The sequence below is a fragment of the Azospirillum sp. UENF 111221 genome (assembly GCF_058780625.1).
Map to the genome: position 1 here is coordinate 2,082,659 of NZ_JBSNCH010000005.1, position 13,914 is coordinate 2,096,572.

14 protein-coding genes and 1 tRNA gene are annotated in these 13,914 nt (G+C 67.7%); 12 read left to right on the plus strand and 3 right to left on the minus strand.

Annotated elements, in window-relative coordinates; translation table 11 throughout:
* Positions 1-42: 42 nt before the first annotated feature.
* Positions 43-1,278 carry a bifunctional phosphopantothenoylcysteine decarboxylase/phosphopantothenate--cysteine ligase CoaBC gene (gene coaBC, locus ACWPN3_RS24570; protein ID WP_492239841.1) on the minus strand — a complete coding sequence of 412 codons (1,236 nt, stop codon included), beginning with the start codon at positions 1,276-1,278 and terminating at the stop codon, positions 43-45.
* Positions 1,279-1,514: 236 nt separating this feature from the next.
* Between coaBC and ACWPN3_RS24575 the strand changes: the two genes are divergently transcribed.
* The gene (locus ACWPN3_RS24575) at positions 1,515-2,930 is read left to right on the plus strand and encodes a sigma-54-dependent transcriptional regulator (RefSeq protein ID WP_109095897.1); all 1,416 of its coding nucleotides are present in this window, start codon (positions 1,515-1,517) and stop codon (positions 2,928-2,930) included.
* 335 nt (positions 2,931-3,265) lie between these two features.
* Entirely contained in the window at positions 3,266-3,475 is a 210-nt protein-coding gene (locus ACWPN3_RS24580) for a cold-shock protein (protein WP_109095896.1), read from the plus strand.
* Between the two features lie 15 nt (positions 3,476-3,490).
* On the opposite strand, the gene ACWPN3_RS24585 is transcribed toward ACWPN3_RS24580, so the two are convergent.
* A complete protein-coding gene (locus ACWPN3_RS24585) occupies positions 3,491-4,363 on the minus strand; it encodes a response regulator (protein WP_492239842.1) in 873 nt (290 codons plus the stop codon).
* A 227-nt stretch (positions 4,364-4,590) separates the two neighbouring features.
* On the opposite strand from ACWPN3_RS24585, the gene trpB reads away from it, so the two are divergent.
* The 6 genes from trpB (at position 4,591) to ACWPN3_RS24615 (ending at position 10,942) form a co-directional block, all read left to right on the plus strand.
* Positions 4,591-5,808 (plus strand): tryptophan synthase subunit beta, encoded by a 1,218-nt coding sequence (gene trpB, locus ACWPN3_RS24590; protein WP_109095894.1) that lies wholly within the window; start codon positions 4,591-4,593, stop codon positions 5,806-5,808.
* 20 nt (positions 5,809-5,828) lie between these two features.
* Positions 5,829-6,689 carry a tryptophan synthase subunit alpha gene (trpA, locus tag ACWPN3_RS24595; protein ID WP_109095893.1) on the plus strand — a complete coding sequence of 287 codons (861 nt, stop codon included), beginning with the start codon at positions 5,829-5,831 and terminating at the stop codon, positions 6,687-6,689.
* Positions 6,690-6,844: 155 nt separating this feature from the next.
* The gene (gene accD / locus ACWPN3_RS24600) at positions 6,845-7,879 is read left to right on the plus strand and encodes an acetyl-CoA carboxylase, carboxyltransferase subunit beta (protein WP_109095892.1); all 1,035 of its coding nucleotides are present in this window, start codon (positions 6,845-6,847) and stop codon (positions 7,877-7,879) included.
* A 38-nt stretch (positions 7,880-7,917) separates the two neighbouring features.
* Complete coding sequence (locus ACWPN3_RS24605; RefSeq protein WP_492239843.1) at positions 7,918-9,291, plus strand: bifunctional folylpolyglutamate synthase/dihydrofolate synthase; 1,374 nt, start codon at positions 7,918-7,920, stop codon at positions 9,289-9,291.
* 311 nt (positions 9,292-9,602) lie between these two features.
* A complete protein-coding gene (locus ACWPN3_RS24610; protein ID WP_492239844.1) occupies positions 9,603-10,427 on the plus strand; it encodes a DUF3800 domain-containing protein in 825 nt (274 codons plus the stop codon).
* 272 nt (positions 10,428-10,699) lie between these two features.
* Positions 10,700-10,942 (plus strand): hypothetical protein, encoded by a 243-nt coding sequence (locus ACWPN3_RS24615; RefSeq protein WP_492239845.1) that lies wholly within the window; start codon positions 10,700-10,702, stop codon positions 10,940-10,942.
* Positions 10,943-10,983: 41 nt separating this feature from the next.
* Here the strand turns inward: ACWPN3_RS24615 and ACWPN3_RS24620 are convergent.
* Positions 10,984-11,059 (minus strand) — tRNA-Ala (locus ACWPN3_RS24620).
* Between the two features lie 306 nt (positions 11,060-11,365).
* Between ACWPN3_RS24620 and ACWPN3_RS24625 the strand changes: the two genes are divergently transcribed.
* From ACWPN3_RS24625 to ACWPN3_RS24640, 4 genes are read left to right on the plus strand one after another with little or no spacing between them, the layout of a single operon-like run.
* Positions 11,366-11,650, plus strand: coding sequence for a YggT family protein (locus ACWPN3_RS24625; RefSeq protein WP_492239846.1), 285 nt, complete (start codon positions 11,366-11,368; stop codon positions 11,648-11,650).
* Between the two features lie 2 nt (positions 11,651-11,652).
* A complete protein-coding gene (locus ACWPN3_RS24630; protein WP_174474097.1) occupies positions 11,653-12,006 on the plus strand; it encodes a DUF167 family protein in 354 nt (117 codons plus the stop codon).
* Position 12,007: 1 nt separating this feature from the next.
* Positions 12,008-12,913: a bifunctional methylenetetrahydrofolate dehydrogenase/methenyltetrahydrofolate cyclohydrolase FolD gene (gene folD / locus ACWPN3_RS24635; RefSeq protein ID WP_376958039.1), complete on the plus strand. Its 906-nt coding sequence runs from the start codon at positions 12,008-12,010 to the stop codon at positions 12,911-12,913.
* Complete coding sequence (locus ACWPN3_RS24640) at positions 12,910-13,905, plus strand: magnesium transporter CorA family protein (RefSeq protein WP_109095887.1); 996 nt, start codon at positions 12,910-12,912, stop codon at positions 13,903-13,905. The genes folD and ACWPN3_RS24640 overlap by 4 nt, the downstream gene beginning before the upstream one ends.
* Positions 13,906-13,914: the final 9 nt, after the last annotated feature.

A 13,914-nucleotide genomic window follows, 5' to 3' on the forward strand; every position in this document is an offset into this window, starting at 1 on the left:
CGGTTCCTGTGGTCGGATGGCCGGACGGTCGCCGGGTAGACGCTACTTCGCCTTGAGGGTCTCGGTGAAATGCTCCGCCACCGCCTGGGCCAGCCGGGAGGCGACGGCGTCCTTGGCCATGGTGGGCCAGGACTCGACGCCGTCGGCACGGATCAGGTGGACGGTGTTGTCGCTGCCGCCGAAGGTGCCGGTGCCGGGGGAGACGTCGTTGGCGACGATCCAGTCGCAGCCCTTGCGGGCGCGCTTGGCGGTGGCATAGGCCAGCACGTCGCCGGTTTCCGCCGCGAAGCCGACGACCAGCGCCGGGCGGCGGTCGCCGGGGCGGGACAGGGTGGCGAGGATGTCGGGGTTCTCGGTCAGCGCCAGGGCCGGCGGGCCGCCGCCGTCCTTCTTCAGCTTGCGGTCGCCGGCACCGTCGACGCGCCAGTCCGCCACCGCGGCGGCGCAGACGGCGATGTCGGCCGGCAAGGCCGCCTCGCAGGCCGCCAGCATCTCGCGCGCCGTCTCGATATGGGTGACGCGGCATCCGGCCGGGTCGGGCAGGCGGGTCGGGCCGCTGACCAGCGTCACCTCGGCTCCCAGCGTCGCCAGAGCCGCGGCGATGGCATGGCCCTGCTTGCCGGACGAGCGGTTGGCGATGTAGCGCACCGGGTCGATCGGCTCGTGGGTCGGGCCGCTGGTGACGATGGCGCGGCGTCCGGCGAGCGGCCGGTGGGAGGCTTGCGCGAAGAAACCGGCGATGGCGTCGACGATCTCCATCGGCTCGGCCATGCGGCCGGGACCGTATTCGTTGCAGGCCATCACGCCCTCGTTGGGGCCGACGCGCAGCACGCCGCGGCTTTCAAGCAGCGCCATGTTGGCCTGGGTCGCGGCATGCTGCCACATCCGCACATTCATGGCGGGGGCGACCAGCACCGGCTTGTCGGTGGCCAGCAGCACGGTGGCGGCCAGATCGTCGGCCATGCCGGCGGCCATCCGCGCCAGCAGGTTGGCGGTGGCCGGCGCCACGACCAGCAGGTCGGCCTCGCGCGACAGGCGGATGTGGCCCATCTCCGACTCGTCGGTCAGCGACCACAGGTCGCGGTAGACGGTATCCTCGGTCAGCGCCTGTACCGACAACGGGGTGACGAAGCGGGCGCCGGCCTCGGTCAGCACCGCCCGCACCGTCACGCCGCGCTCGCGCAGGCGGCGGATCAGCTCCAGGCTCTTGTAGGCGGCGATGCCGCCGGCGATGACCAGCAGAACGCGCTTGCCGGCCAGACTGGCGTGATCGGCCATGCGAACCCCCCTCTTTCCGGCGCCCGTTTCCCAAGACCCGCTTCCCGACGCCTCATGCCCGCTGCTGATAGTTCATCGCGCCGCCCCCGGCAAGCGGCCGGGCCGCGACATTTCCGGTCCGGCGACGATTTCGATCCGTTCGTGACCGTGCGCATGCGCGGAGGGGTGGGATTTTCAGAATTATCTGTTAGACAATAGGAGCTGTCCCGTCCCTACCTTCGCGTGTCGCACACAGCATGCCGCCAGGTTCCATCCCCGTCCTGCTGATCGAAGACACGCCCTCGCTGGCCCGTGTCTATGCAGAATACCTGAAAAAGGAATCCCACGCCGTCATCTCGGTGGAAACCGGGGCCGACGCGCTGGCGCAGCTGAACGACGGCGCGCCGATGGTGGTTCTGCTGGATTTGCAGCTGCCGGACATGAACGGGATGGAGGTGCTGAAACGCATCGACGCCCAGGCGCTGCCCTGCGCCGTCATCGTCATCACCGCCCACGGCTCGGTGAAGGCGGCGGTGGAGGCGATGCGCTACGGTGCCTACGATTTCCTGGTGAAGCCCTTCTCCGCCGACCGGCTGGTGGTGACGGTCCGCAACGCGATGGAGCGGCTGCGGCTGGCCCAGCTGGTCGACACCTTCGAGAAGGACCTGAACCGCGCCCGCTACCACGGCTTCATCGGCTCGTCGCTGGCGATGCAGGCGGTCTACCGCATCGTCGACAGCGCCGCCTCCTCGCGCGCCACCGTCTTCATCACCGGCGAGTCCGGCACCGGCAAGGAGGTCTGCGCCGAGGCGATCCACCGCCAGAGCCAGCGGGCGGCCCGCCCCTTCATCGCCATCAACTGCGGCGCCATCCCGAAGGATCTCATGGAAAGCGAGATCTTCGGCCATGTGAAGGGCAGCTTCACCGGGGCGGTGTCCGACCGCGAGGGGGCGGCGGCCCGCGCCGACGGCGGCACCCTGTTCCTGGACGAGATCTGCGAGCTGGCGCCCGATCTCCAGACCAAGCTGCTGCGCTTCATCCAGACCGGCACCTTCACCCCCGTCGGCGGGTCGAAGCTGGAGAAGGTCGACCTGCGCATCGTCTGCGCCACCAACCGCGATCCCCTGCGCGAGGTGGAGGAGGGGCGGTTCCGCGAGGATCTCTATTACCGCCTGCACGTCATCCCCATCCATCTGCCGCCGCTGCGCGAGCGCGAGGACGACGTGCTGGAGATCGCCCGCCACTATCTGGCCGAGTTCGCCAAGGAGGAGAAGAAGGGCTTCACCCGCTTCTCGCCCCAGACCGAACATGCGCTGCGCCACTACCACTGGCCGGGCAACGTCCGCCAATTGCAGAATGTCGTGCGCATCGTCGCGGTCCTGCATGACGGCGACACCGTGACGCCCGAGATGCTGCCGTCGCCTCTCGGCACGCCGCAGCCGTTGCAGGTGCTGGCCGCCGCCGCGCCGGCCGGCGGCGCCGCAGCCCCGCGGCCCCATGTCCCGCTCTCCCCCGACGCCATCAAGCCGCTGTGGGAGGTCGAGAAGGACGCCATCGAGGACGCCATCGCGGCCTGTGACGGCAACATTCCGCGCGCCGCCGCCCTGCTGCAGATCAGCGCCTCCACGATCTACCGCAAGCGTCTGGCCTGGCAGGCCGAGGGGAAGCTGTAGCCTCGGCCGGCGACCGGACCGACGCATCAGACCGGCTTTGATCTAACCCTTTATTTCGGCAAGAAAATCCGCCTCACGCCTGGAATCCGCCAAGAAACGGGCTAATACCCTTCGACAAAGCTCCGTCGCCTTGGTCGTAATTCCACTCCGGATTTGGCCGTCGTTCGTCCTATGCCGTGAGATGGAATTGCCCGCAACCACAGCATGCGGCTAGCCTCCCCGCACAATGTCTTGGTTCCGCTTGCCCGGCAGGCCTCACGGCGCGGCCGATGCCGGCGATCTTGGACCCAGCCGTTTGCCAAAGACTTGTCTTGCAGTGACCAAAGGGGAGGCCCATGACCAACGGTACCGTAAAATGGTTCAACACCACCAAAGGTTACGGCTTCATCGCGCCGGAGGCCGGTTCAAAGGACGTGTTCGTGCACATCACCGCGGTTCAGCGCTCCGGCCTGCATGCCCTGTCGGAGGGCCAGCGTGTCCAGTTCGAGGTCGCCCGCGGCGACAACGGCAAGGACTCCGCCGTGAACATCAGCGTCGTCGAGTGACGGGCCCGCGCTGAATCAGACCGGATACCCGGCGGCGCGGTAGGCCGCGATGGCGTCCCCGGCCAGCCGGGGAATGTCGCCGCGCAGCCTCTCCACCGCGTCCGCCGACCCGTCCCCAGCCGTTTTTCCGGCCTCCTCCCGCTCCGCCGGCGATGCCCGGCAGGCCATCTCCAGCGCGCGGGCGGCGCTGCACAGGGTGGTGGCGCCGAAGGTCCCGGCGGTGCTTTTCAGCGTGTGCGCCTCGCGCGTCAGGATGGCGCGGTCGGTCTCCCCGGCGATGCGCGCCACCCGTTCGCGGGTCTCCTCCACGAACTGCCGCAGCACGTCGGTCAGCAGTTCCGCATCCAGATCCTGCGCCAGCTGGGCCAGCACCTCGCGGTCCAGCACCTCCCCCGCCTCCGCCGGCGCGGCCGATGCGCAGAGGCCGAAGCCGGCCGGCATGTCCGGGTCCGCCGATGCCTGCGCCGTCGCGATGCGCAGCCATTTCTCCACCGTCTCCAGCAGCAGCAGCCGGTCGACCGGCTTGGCGACATGGTCGTTCATGCCGGCATTCTGGCAGCGGATGCGGTCGGCCTCTTCGGTGTCGGCGGTCATCGCCACCACCGGCACCCGGCCGGCCGGCCCCGGCAGCTCGCGCAGCAGGCGGGTGGCGGTCAGCCCGTCCATCTCCGGCATCGACAGGTCCATCAGGATCAGGTCGTAGCCGCCGGCCTGCGCCGCCATCACCGCCTCCAGCCCGTTGTTGGCGGTGTCGGCGCGGTGCCCGGCCTGCGCCAGGATGGCGGTGACCAGCATCTGGTTCAGCGGACTGTCCTCCACCACCAGAATCCGGCAGGGCGCCGGCTGACCGTCCGTGGGGAGAAGCGACGGCGGCGTCCGCTCAGTCATCGCACGCATGCTCCGCAATGAGGAAGGCGCCAGTGTATAGGGCGCGGCCTTGCCGCTGCAAAGCCCCGCTCCATGTATGCGGACGGGTGGTATTCACGGAGTCCCGCCGTCCGGCGCTTCAAATCGGCGCGTCCCGCCGGTATGGTGTCGCGCTTGGCCGGTGTCCGGACCCGATGCCGCCCACCTGACAAACAGCTTCCCTTCGACTTCAGGCAGTGCCGCAGACGATGACCAAACTGAACACCTACCGCTCCGGTCCCGACGAGCGCGGGCATTTCGGAATCTTTGGCGGCCGCTTCGTCGCCGAGACGCTGATGCCCCTGATCCTGGAGGTCGAGAAGGCCTATCGCGACGCACGCGCCGATCCCGCCTTCGAAGGGGAGATGCGCCAGCAGCTGAAGCAGTATGTCGGCCGGCCCAACCCGCTCTATTACGCGGAACGCCTGACCGAACAGCTGGGCGGCGCCAAGATCTACTTCAAGCGCGAGGAGCTGAACCACACCGGCGCGCACAAGATCAACAACTGCATCGGCCAGATCCTGCTGGCCCGGCGCATGGGCAAGACCCGCATCATCGCCGAGACGGGCGCCGGCCAGCATGGCGTGGCGACCGCGACGGTCTGCGCGCTCTACAACATGCCCTGCGTCATCTACATGGGCGAGACCGACATCGCCCGCCAGCAGCCCAACGTCTTCCGCATGAAGCTGCTCGGCGCCGAGGTCCGGCCGGTGACGTCCGGCAGCGGCACGCTGAAGGACGCGATGAACGAGGCGCTGCGCGACTGGGTCACCAACGTTTCCGACACCTTCTACATCATCGGCACCGCCGCCGGCCCGCACCCCTATCCCGCCATGGTCCGCGACTTCCAGTCGGTGATCGGCGACGAGGTGCGCACCCAGATGCAGGAGCTGGAAGGCCGGCTGCCCGACAGCCTGGTCGCCTGCGTCGGCGGCGGCTCCAACGCCATCGGCCTGTTCCACCCCTTCCTCGACGATCCCTCGGTGCAGATGATCGGCGTCGAGGCCGCCGGCCGCGGCATCGAGAAGGGGCCGCTCGACCATGCCGCCTCGATCAACGGCGGCCGTCCCGGCGTTCTGCACGGCAACCGCACCTATCTGCTGCAGGACGAGGACGGCCAGATCCTCGAAGGCCACTCGATCTCCGCCGGTCTCGACTATCCCGGTATCGGGCCGGAGCACAGCTGGCTGCATGACGTCGGCCGCGTCGACTACGCCTATGCCACCGACCAGGAGGCGCTGGACGCCTTCCAGCTCTGCGCCCGCACCGAGGGCATCATCCCGGCGCTCGAATCCGCCCACGGCCTTGCCGAGGTGATCAAGCGCGCGCCGACCCTGCCCAAGGACCACCTGATGGTGCTGTGCCTGTCGGGCCGCGGCGACAAGGACATCTTCTCCGTCGCCAAGCATCTGGGAGTGGAACTGTGAGCGCCGTGGAGAGTGCCGTCATGAAGAGCGTGGACGTCCTGGCCGACGGCCGCATCGCCCGCCGTTTTGCCGCGCTGAAGGCGGAAGGCCGCGCCGGCCTGGTCACCTTCATCACCGCCGGTGATCCCGATCCCGCCGTGTCCCAGGCGGTGCTGAACGGCCTGCCGGCCGCCGGCGCCGACCTGATCGAGCTGGGCATGCCCTTCACCGACCCGATGGCCGACGGCCCGGCGATCCAGGCCTCCTCGCTGCGCGCGTTGAAGGCCGGGATGACGGTGCGCAGGACGCTGGAGATGGTCCGCGGCTTCCGCAAGCTGGATGCCGACACCCCGATCATCCTGATGGGCTATTTCAACCCGATCCACGCCTATGGGGTGGAGCCCTTCCTGGCCGCCGCGCGCGAAGCCGGGGTGGATGGCCTGATCGTCGTCGACCTGCCGCCGGAAGAGGACGAGGAGCTGTGCCTCCCGGCGCTGAAGGCCGGCGTCAGCTTCGTCCGCCTGACCACGCCGACCACCGACGAGGCGCGCATGCCCGCCGTGATGCGCAACACCTCGGGCTTCGTCTATTACGTGTCGATCGCCGGCATCACCGGCACCGCCAGCGCGTCCAACACCGCCATCGACGCGGCGGTCGCCCGGCTGAAGCGCCACACCGGCCTGCCGGTCGCCGTCGGCTTCGGCATCAAGACGCCGGACCAGGCCGCCGAGGTCGCCCGCGTTGCCGACGCCGCCGTGGTCGGCTCCGCCATCGTCACCCGTCTGGCCGATGGGCTGGCCGATGGAGTTGACGGGGCCGGCAGCGTCAGGCCGGGCACGGTCGAGGACGTTCTGGGCTTCGTCGGCGAGCTTGCCAAGGGCGTGCGCGCGGCGCGGGGCTGAGGGACGGACGGTTTACAACGACGGCAAACCGCTTTACGACACCTGCAACACGATCGCTCATGGCGACGACCGGCTGAAGAGCCCGGTGCGGCACGGACCCGATGTCCGGCCGCCGCCGGGCTTCGGCGTACCGCCATGTCGTTGAAAGGCGTTCCATGAACTGGCTTACCAACTACGTCCGTCCCAAGATCCGCGCGCTCTATGCCCGCAAGGAAGTGCCCGACAACCTCTGGCACAAGTGCCCGAGCTGCGAGTCGATGCTGTTCCACCGCGAGCTGGAAGAGAACCTGCACGTCTGCCAGCATTGCGGCTTCCACATGCGGCTCGACCCGGTCAAGCGGCTGGAGACGATGTTCGACGACGGCGCCTATGAGGGCGTCGAGCTGCCGAAGTCGGTCGCCGACCCGCTGAAGTTCCGCGATCAGAAGCGCTACACCGACCGCCTGAAGGAAGCCCAGACCAAGACCGGCCGCACCGACGCCATCGTCGTCGGCGAGGGCCGCATCGGCGGCCATGCCGCCGTGGTCGCCGCCTTCGATTTCGGCTTCATGGGCGGGTCGATGGGCATCGCCGTCGGCGAGGGGCTGCTGACCGCCGCCCGCCTGGCGGTGGCGAAGAACGCCCCGCTGATCGTCGTTCCGGCCTCGGGCGGCGCCCGCATGCAGGAAGGCATCCTGTCGCTGATGCAGATGCCGCGCACCACCATCGCGGTGGAGATGGTCAAGGAAGCCGGCCTGCCCTACATCGTGGTGCTGACCGACCCGACCACCGGCGGCGTCACCGCCAGCTTCGCCATGCTGGGCGACATCCACATCGCCGAGAAGGGCGCGCAGATCGGCTTCGCCGGCGCCCGCGTGATCGAGAGCACGATCCGCGAGACCCTGCCCGAAGGGTTCCAGCGGTCCGAATACCTGCTGGAGCACGGCATGGTCGACATGGTCGTCCACCGCCGCGACCTGCGCCCGACGCTTGTCCGCACCATCGGCCTCTTGATGACGCCGCGGATCGACGCGGTGGTCGAGGATATCGACCTGACCGCCGCCCAGGGTGTTGCCCAGGGCGTCGGCGGTGAGCCGGTCCAGCTGCCTCAGGGGGCGGTGTCCCAGCCGGGCACGCCGCTGCCGCCTGCCACCCAGGCGACCGCGGCCCAGCCGGCCTCTACGGCGGAGCCGGTCCAGGCCGGCGACTGACCGTCCATACCCCTGCGACAATCCGACCAGAGACGATCATGAGCGACGCCCCGACCCCGCTGGCCAATCCGTCCGCAAGGCTGGCGGCGACCCGTTCCGATCCGGTGCTGGATCGGTTGAAGGGGCTTCACCCCAAGGTCATCGACCTGTCGCTGGACCGGGTGCACCGTCTGCTGGCGGCGCTGGACCATCCGGAGCGGAAGCTGCCGCCGGTGGTCCATGTCGCCGGCACCAACGGCAAGGGATCGACGGTCGCCTTCCTGCGCGCGATGCTGGAGGCGGCCGGGCATCGCGTCCATGTCTACACCTCGCCGCATCTCGTCCGCTTCCACGAGCGCATCCGCCTTGCGGGGCGCCTGATCGACGACGATCATCTGGCCGCCCTGCTGGAGGAATGCGAGGTCGCCAACGCCGGCAACCCGATCACCTTCTTCGAGGTGACGACTGTCGCCGCCTTCCTCGCCTTCTCCCGCGTGCCGGCCGACGTGGTGCTGCTGGAGACCGGCCTGGGCGGGCGGCTCGACGCCACCAATGTGGTGGACAGGCCGGCGGTGACGGCGATCACCCGCATCTCCTACGATCATCGCCAGTTCCTCGGCGACTCGCTGCTGGAGATCGCCAGCGAGAAGGCCGGCATCTTCAAGCCCGGCGTTCCGGTGGTCCTGGCGCCGCAACCGGAAGCCGACGCGCTGAAGGCATTGAACCTGCGCGCCAACGCCATCGCCGCGCCGATCCAGAGCTGGTCGGTCGAGGAGCGTCCGGACGGTTTCCGCTTCGAGAGCGCCAAGCGGCGGCTCGACCTGCCGATGCCCGGACTGGCCGGCGCCCACCAGATCACCAATGCCGGCGTCGCCATCGCCTGTCTCGACCATCTGCCGCTGGCGGTGGACGACGAGGCGGTGCGCCGAGGCCTCGCCGCCGTCGAATGGCCGGCCCGCCTGCAACGGTTGACCCGCGGCCCGCTGGCCGAGAGCCTGCCCGCGGGGTGGGAGCTGTGGCTGGACGGCGGCCACAACGATTCGGCGGGCGAGGTTCTGGCCCGCCAGGCGGTCGACTGGTCGCGCGGGCAAGCGGATGCGGGGCAAGCGGATGAGGGATTGGATGGCGGCTCTCCTCTGCCGCTGCTGCTGATCTACGGCATGCTGTCCAGCAAGGATCCGTTCGAGTTCCTGGGGCCGCTGGCCCCCTTCACCCATTCCCTGCGCGCGGTGGCGATCCCCGGCGAGGAAGCCAGCTTCACCGCCGAGGAATCCTGCGAGACCGCCAATCTCTGCGGCATCCGCGACCATGCCGCCGCCGACGGGGTGGACGCCGCCCTGGCCGATCTGGTGGCTTGCCGGCAGAGCCCGGCGCGCGTGCTGATCTGCGGCTCGCTCTACCTTGCCGGGACGGTCCTGGCGGAGAACGGGTGACATTTCGGGATTTCCGACCGCAACCACCCATGGACCACCGGAACCGCCGGCAATGGCTGTTGCCGGCGCATCAGTTTCCTTGTTCACCTGACCGGGGAGGAGGATCTGGAGATGGCCGGAAAGGTCCGGTAGCTCTTGGAATTGCGAAGTTGGGGTGTCCGCCGAGGCCCTGACTGTTGCCTGTTGCACAGGGGGCGCCTCGATTCATCCCAGTGGTTGCCCCCTTCACACCAACCCCTTTAAGATGATTTTGAAATTCTCTCTGCATTTTATGCGGGAGATTTCATAGTAGAAAACGATCCTGGCGCGAGGTGAAGGCCAAGCGGATCGCATTCTTCGGGGATGAGATTTTGAGCCAAACAGATAGCGATTTCAGCGACTTTATCGTCTTCGTGGACGAGAGCGGCGATCACAACCTGACCTCGATCAACCCAGAATTTCCCCTGTTCGCCCTGGCCTTCTGCATCCTGCGAAAAACGGATTACGCGACCAAGGTCGCGCCAGCGCTCGACAGCTTGAAGTTCGACACGTTCGGCCACGACCTGACTGTGTTGCACAGCCGCGACATCCGCAAGCAGCAGGGGGATTTCGCCGTGTTGCGCGATGCCGGAAGGCGCACCGCGTTCTTGGATGGTCTGTCCGCCGTAATCGAGGAAGCGCCCTTCACCCTTTGCGTCACAGCGATCGACAAGATCAGGCATAAGCAAAAATACAAGAACCCATACAACCCCTATCACCTGTCTTTGGAATACTGCCTTGAACGAACCTATCCCTTCCTGATCGCTCAGGGGCAGCAGGGAAAGCGCACCCATATCATCGCCGAATCGCGGGGCAAGGCGGAAGACAGGGATCTGGAATTACAGTTCCGCCGTATTCTCGATGAGTATGAAGACTGGGATCATCATTTCGAGTTGCGCTTCGCGTCGAAAGCTTGCAACTCGGTGGGGCTGCAACTGGCCGATCTGGCGGCGCATCCGGTCGCCCGTCATGTCTTGGCGCCCGATCAATTCAACCGCGCCTTCGGCATCGTGGAAAAAAAGCTGATGACCGATGGCCTGACCGGGATGGCTCGCCTGAACCGCCCGACATCCCGCGTCAAAGGTTATGAGGGGATCGGATTGAAAATCTTCCCCTAGCCTGAAAAGCGAAAAGGCCCTGGATCACTCCAGAGCCTCAACGCCGTTCGAGAAAGCCCGAACCATTTGCGAGATATATAGTAAAATCCGGGTGCGTCCGTCAAGATATATCGTAACATGTAACGCTGCGCATGGGGACGGAGCGGTCTCGCGCTGGGGAGTGGAGCCGATCCGCGACTTCTTTGGCAGCCCGAGCCTGATCCTCGAACCTGATCGAAGCGACCAAGGGGCTGTTCGCGACCATCTCCGCTTTCACCGCGTCGGCCAGAGTGATGGCCGACCAGTTGGGCATCCGCATCGTGCTGATCGACAGCATCCTATTGGCCAAGATCATAATCCGGCATGAGGTCGGATACAGGATCGAGGAAGCCTTAGCACTTCAAGAGAGTGGTATTCAAATGGCAGTCGCGGCGGAACCGCCGGCGGGCCATCGGGTCCGTCGGCAACGTCTGCTGAACGCGCAAGGCCCAAAACGAAAAAGCGGGCCAGATGCCGTTCCCGGCAACGCCCGCTGACCTTCTACCGACTTGTCTCACCCTTCCAGGGAAGGGGAAAATGGTGGAGCCGAGGAGGATCGAACTCCCGACCTACGCATTGCGAACGCGTCGCTCTCCCAGCTGAGCTACGGCCCCACACTCACACCGTTGCGTCTTCGTCGCCCCGGCGTGGCGCGGATATTGTCCATCGCGGGGGGTGCTGTCAAGCGCTTGATTCAGAAAAAATGACGTGTGCGTGCGATGACGTCGGAGGGGGCTCGGGATGGAGCGCAGGGCGGGGCATAGGACGGCCGATCCGCCGCAGGCCGGCCGGCCGATCGGCGGGCCGCCGTACTGGACAGGCCTCTCCGCTTATGCTTAGGGTGCCCGGAAAAGGCTGGCGCCCGCTGCGCAACCCTCTGCGCGCGGCCGTCGCAAAAACCGCACTGGAGCTGGCCCGGCATGATCGCGCTGTATTTGCTCATCAACACCATCCTGGATCTGTTCTTCTGGGTCCTGATCCTGTCGGCGATCCTCAGCTGGCTGGTGGCGTTCAACATCGTGAACACGCGCAACCGCGTGGTCTACCTGATCGGCGATTTCCTGTACCGCATCACCGAGCCGGTGCTGCGCCCGATCCGCCGCGTCCTGCCCAACCTGGGCGGGCTGGACCTGTCGCCCATCGTCGTGCTGCTGGCGATCTCCTTCATCCAGAACCTGATGGCCCAATACTGGCCGCGCTTCTGACCGTGGCATCCTCCTCCCCCTTCGAGGCGGTGGCCGACGGGCTGCGGGTGGCGCTTCGGGTGACGCCCAAGGCGTCGCGCAACGCGGTGACCGGCACGGCCGATGCGGTCGACGCGAAGGGGGAGGGCAAACGGGTGCTCAAGCTGGCGGTCACGGCGGTGCCGGAAAACGGCAAGGCCAACGAGGCCGTCATAAAACTGTTGTCGAAGGCGTGGAAACTGCCCAAGACCAGCCTGACCGTGGTGGCCGGCGCCACCGACCGGAACAAGATTTTGCATGTGGCGGGCGACCCGGCGGCATTGCTGGCGCGGCTGTCGCCCCTGATCGACGATGTGGGCAGCGAGGGTGGAGAGTAGCATGGCGGACGCGAAGATCATCGACGGCAAGGCCTTTGCGGCCGGCCTGCGTGCGCGGGTGGCGGATGGCGTGGCGGCGTTGAAGGCCAGCCACGGCGTCACCCCCGGTCTGGCCGTCGTGCTGGTGGGCGAGGATGCGGCCAGCCAGGTCTATGTCCGTTCCAAGGAGCGGGCGCTGGTCGAGCTGGGCATGAACAGCTTCGACCATCACGAGCCGGCCGACATGGCCGAAGCCGACCTGCTGGCGCTGATCGACCGGCTGAACGCCGACCCCGCTGTGCACGGCATCCTGGTCCAGCTGCCGCTGCCCAAACACATCGACACCCAGAAGGTGCTGGCCCGCATCGTCCCGGAAAAGGACGCCGACGGCTTCCACGTCGTCAATGCCGGCCTGCTCGCCACCGGCCAGCCGGGCGCCATCGTGCCCTGCACGCCGCTGGGCAGCCTGCTGCTGATCCGCGACACGCTGGGCCGCGACCTGAAGGGCAAGCGGGCGCTGGTGCTCGGCCGCTCCAACATCGTCGGCAAGCCGATGGCCCAGCTGCTGCTGCAGGCCGACTGCACGGTGACGCTGGCCCATTCCCGCACGGCCGATCTGGCCGGCGAATGCCGCCGCGCCGACATCCTGGTGGCGGCGGTCGGCCGGCCGGAGATGGTGCGCGGCGACTGGATCAAGCCGGGCGCCACCGTGATCGACGTCGGCATCAACCGCGTTCCGGCGGCGGAACCGGGCAAGACCCGTCTGGTCGGCGACGTCGCTTTCGACGAGGCGGTGACGGTCGCCGGCGCCATCACGCCGGTCCCCGGCGGCGTCGGCCCGATGACCATCGCCTGCCTGATGCTGAACACGCTGGCCGCGGCCTGCCGCGCCGCCGGCGCGCCGGTGCCGGAAGAGGCTGCCCTTTGATCACCGTCCATGCCCGTGCCGAAGACGGGCGGGTGGTGCGCCAGCCGCTGGACCTCGGCGAGCCTTTGCCGGGCGGCGCCGTCTGGATCGACCTTCTGCGTCCGACCGAAGCGGAGCGCGCCCATGTCGGCGCGCTGACCGGCTGCGACCTGCCGACGCGCGAGGAGATGAAGGAGATCGAGGCCTCCAGCCAGCTCTATGTCGAGGGGGAGGGGATCTACATGACCTCTCCCATCATCTCGCGCGCGACCTCGCCGCATCCCGAGCAGGGCGAGCTGACCTTCGTGCTGACCCCGCGCCACCTGATCACGCTGCGCTACACCGAACCGCTGCCGGTCATCACCTTCGCCGCCCGCTGCGTCCGCCAGCCGGAACTGCTGGCGACGGGAGAGAGCGCGCTGTTCGGCCTGCTGGACGCGGTGATCGACCGGGTCGCCGACGTGCTGGAGCTGGTCGGCGGCCGCATCGACGAGCTGTCGGCCCGCGTCTTCGACGATTCGCTGGACGGTGGCGGCTTCGGCAAGGCGGCCAAGAAGCCGGACGAGCTGCAGGACGTGCTGCGCGGCATCGGCCGGGCCGGCGACCTGACCCACAAGGTGCGCGACAGCCTGGCCGGCCTCGACCGGCTGGTGGTGTTCATGACCTCGGTCAGCGGCGGGCGGCTGAACAAGGACCAGAAGACCGCGCTGAAGACGATGACGCGCGACTTGCGGTCCCTGACCGAGCACGCCGGCTTCCTGGCGCACGAGGCGAACTTCCTGCTCGACGCCACGCTGGGCCTGATCAACATCGAACAGAACGCCATCATCAAGATCTTCTCGGTCGTCTCGGTGGCGCTGATGCCGCCGACGCTGATCGCGTCGGCCTATGGCATGAACTTCAAGCACATGCCGGAACTGGACTGGGAGTTTGGCTACCCGATGGCCATCCTGCTGATGGTGCTGTCGGCGGTGGTCCCGCTCTGGTATTTCCGCCGGCGCGGCTGGCTGTAAACCCACCTT

What these genes read in the sequence shown, in the direction of transcription:
- coaBC (WP_492239841.1), bottom strand. Translation starts at nt 1,278, where the DNA reads ATGGCCGATCACGCCAGTCTGGCCGGCAAGCGCGTTCTGCTGGTCATC.
- ACWPN3_RS24575 (WP_109095897.1), top strand. Translation starts at nt 1,515, where the DNA reads ATGCCGCCAGGTTCCATCCCCGTCCTGCTGATCGAAGACACGCCCTCG.
- ACWPN3_RS24580 (WP_109095896.1), top strand. Translation starts at nt 3,266, where the DNA reads ATGACCAACGGTACCGTAAAATGGTTCAACACCACCAAAGGTTACGGC.
- ACWPN3_RS24585 (WP_492239842.1), bottom strand. Translation starts at nt 4,363, where the DNA reads ATGACTGAGCGGACGCCGCCGTCGCTTCTCCCCACGGACGGTCAGCCG.
- trpB (WP_109095894.1), top strand. Translation starts at nt 4,591, where the DNA reads ATGACCAAACTGAACACCTACCGCTCCGGTCCCGACGAGCGCGGGCAT.
- trpA (WP_109095893.1), top strand. Translation starts at nt 5,829, where the DNA reads ATGAAGAGCGTGGACGTCCTGGCCGACGGCCGCATCGCCCGCCGTTTT.
- accD (WP_109095892.1), top strand. Translation starts at nt 6,845, where the DNA reads ATGAACTGGCTTACCAACTACGTCCGTCCCAAGATCCGCGCGCTCTAT.
- ACWPN3_RS24605 (WP_492239843.1), top strand. Translation starts at nt 7,918, where the DNA reads ATGAGCGACGCCCCGACCCCGCTGGCCAATCCGTCCGCAAGGCTGGCG.
- ACWPN3_RS24615 (WP_492239845.1), top strand. Translation starts at nt 10,700, where the DNA reads ATGGCCGACCAGTTGGGCATCCGCATCGTGCTGATCGACAGCATCCTA.
- ACWPN3_RS24625 (WP_492239846.1), top strand. Translation starts at nt 11,366, where the DNA reads ATGATCGCGCTGTATTTGCTCATCAACACCATCCTGGATCTGTTCTTC.
- folD (WP_376958039.1), top strand. Translation starts at nt 12,008, where the DNA reads ATGGCGGACGCGAAGATCATCGACGGCAAGGCCTTTGCGGCCGGCCTG.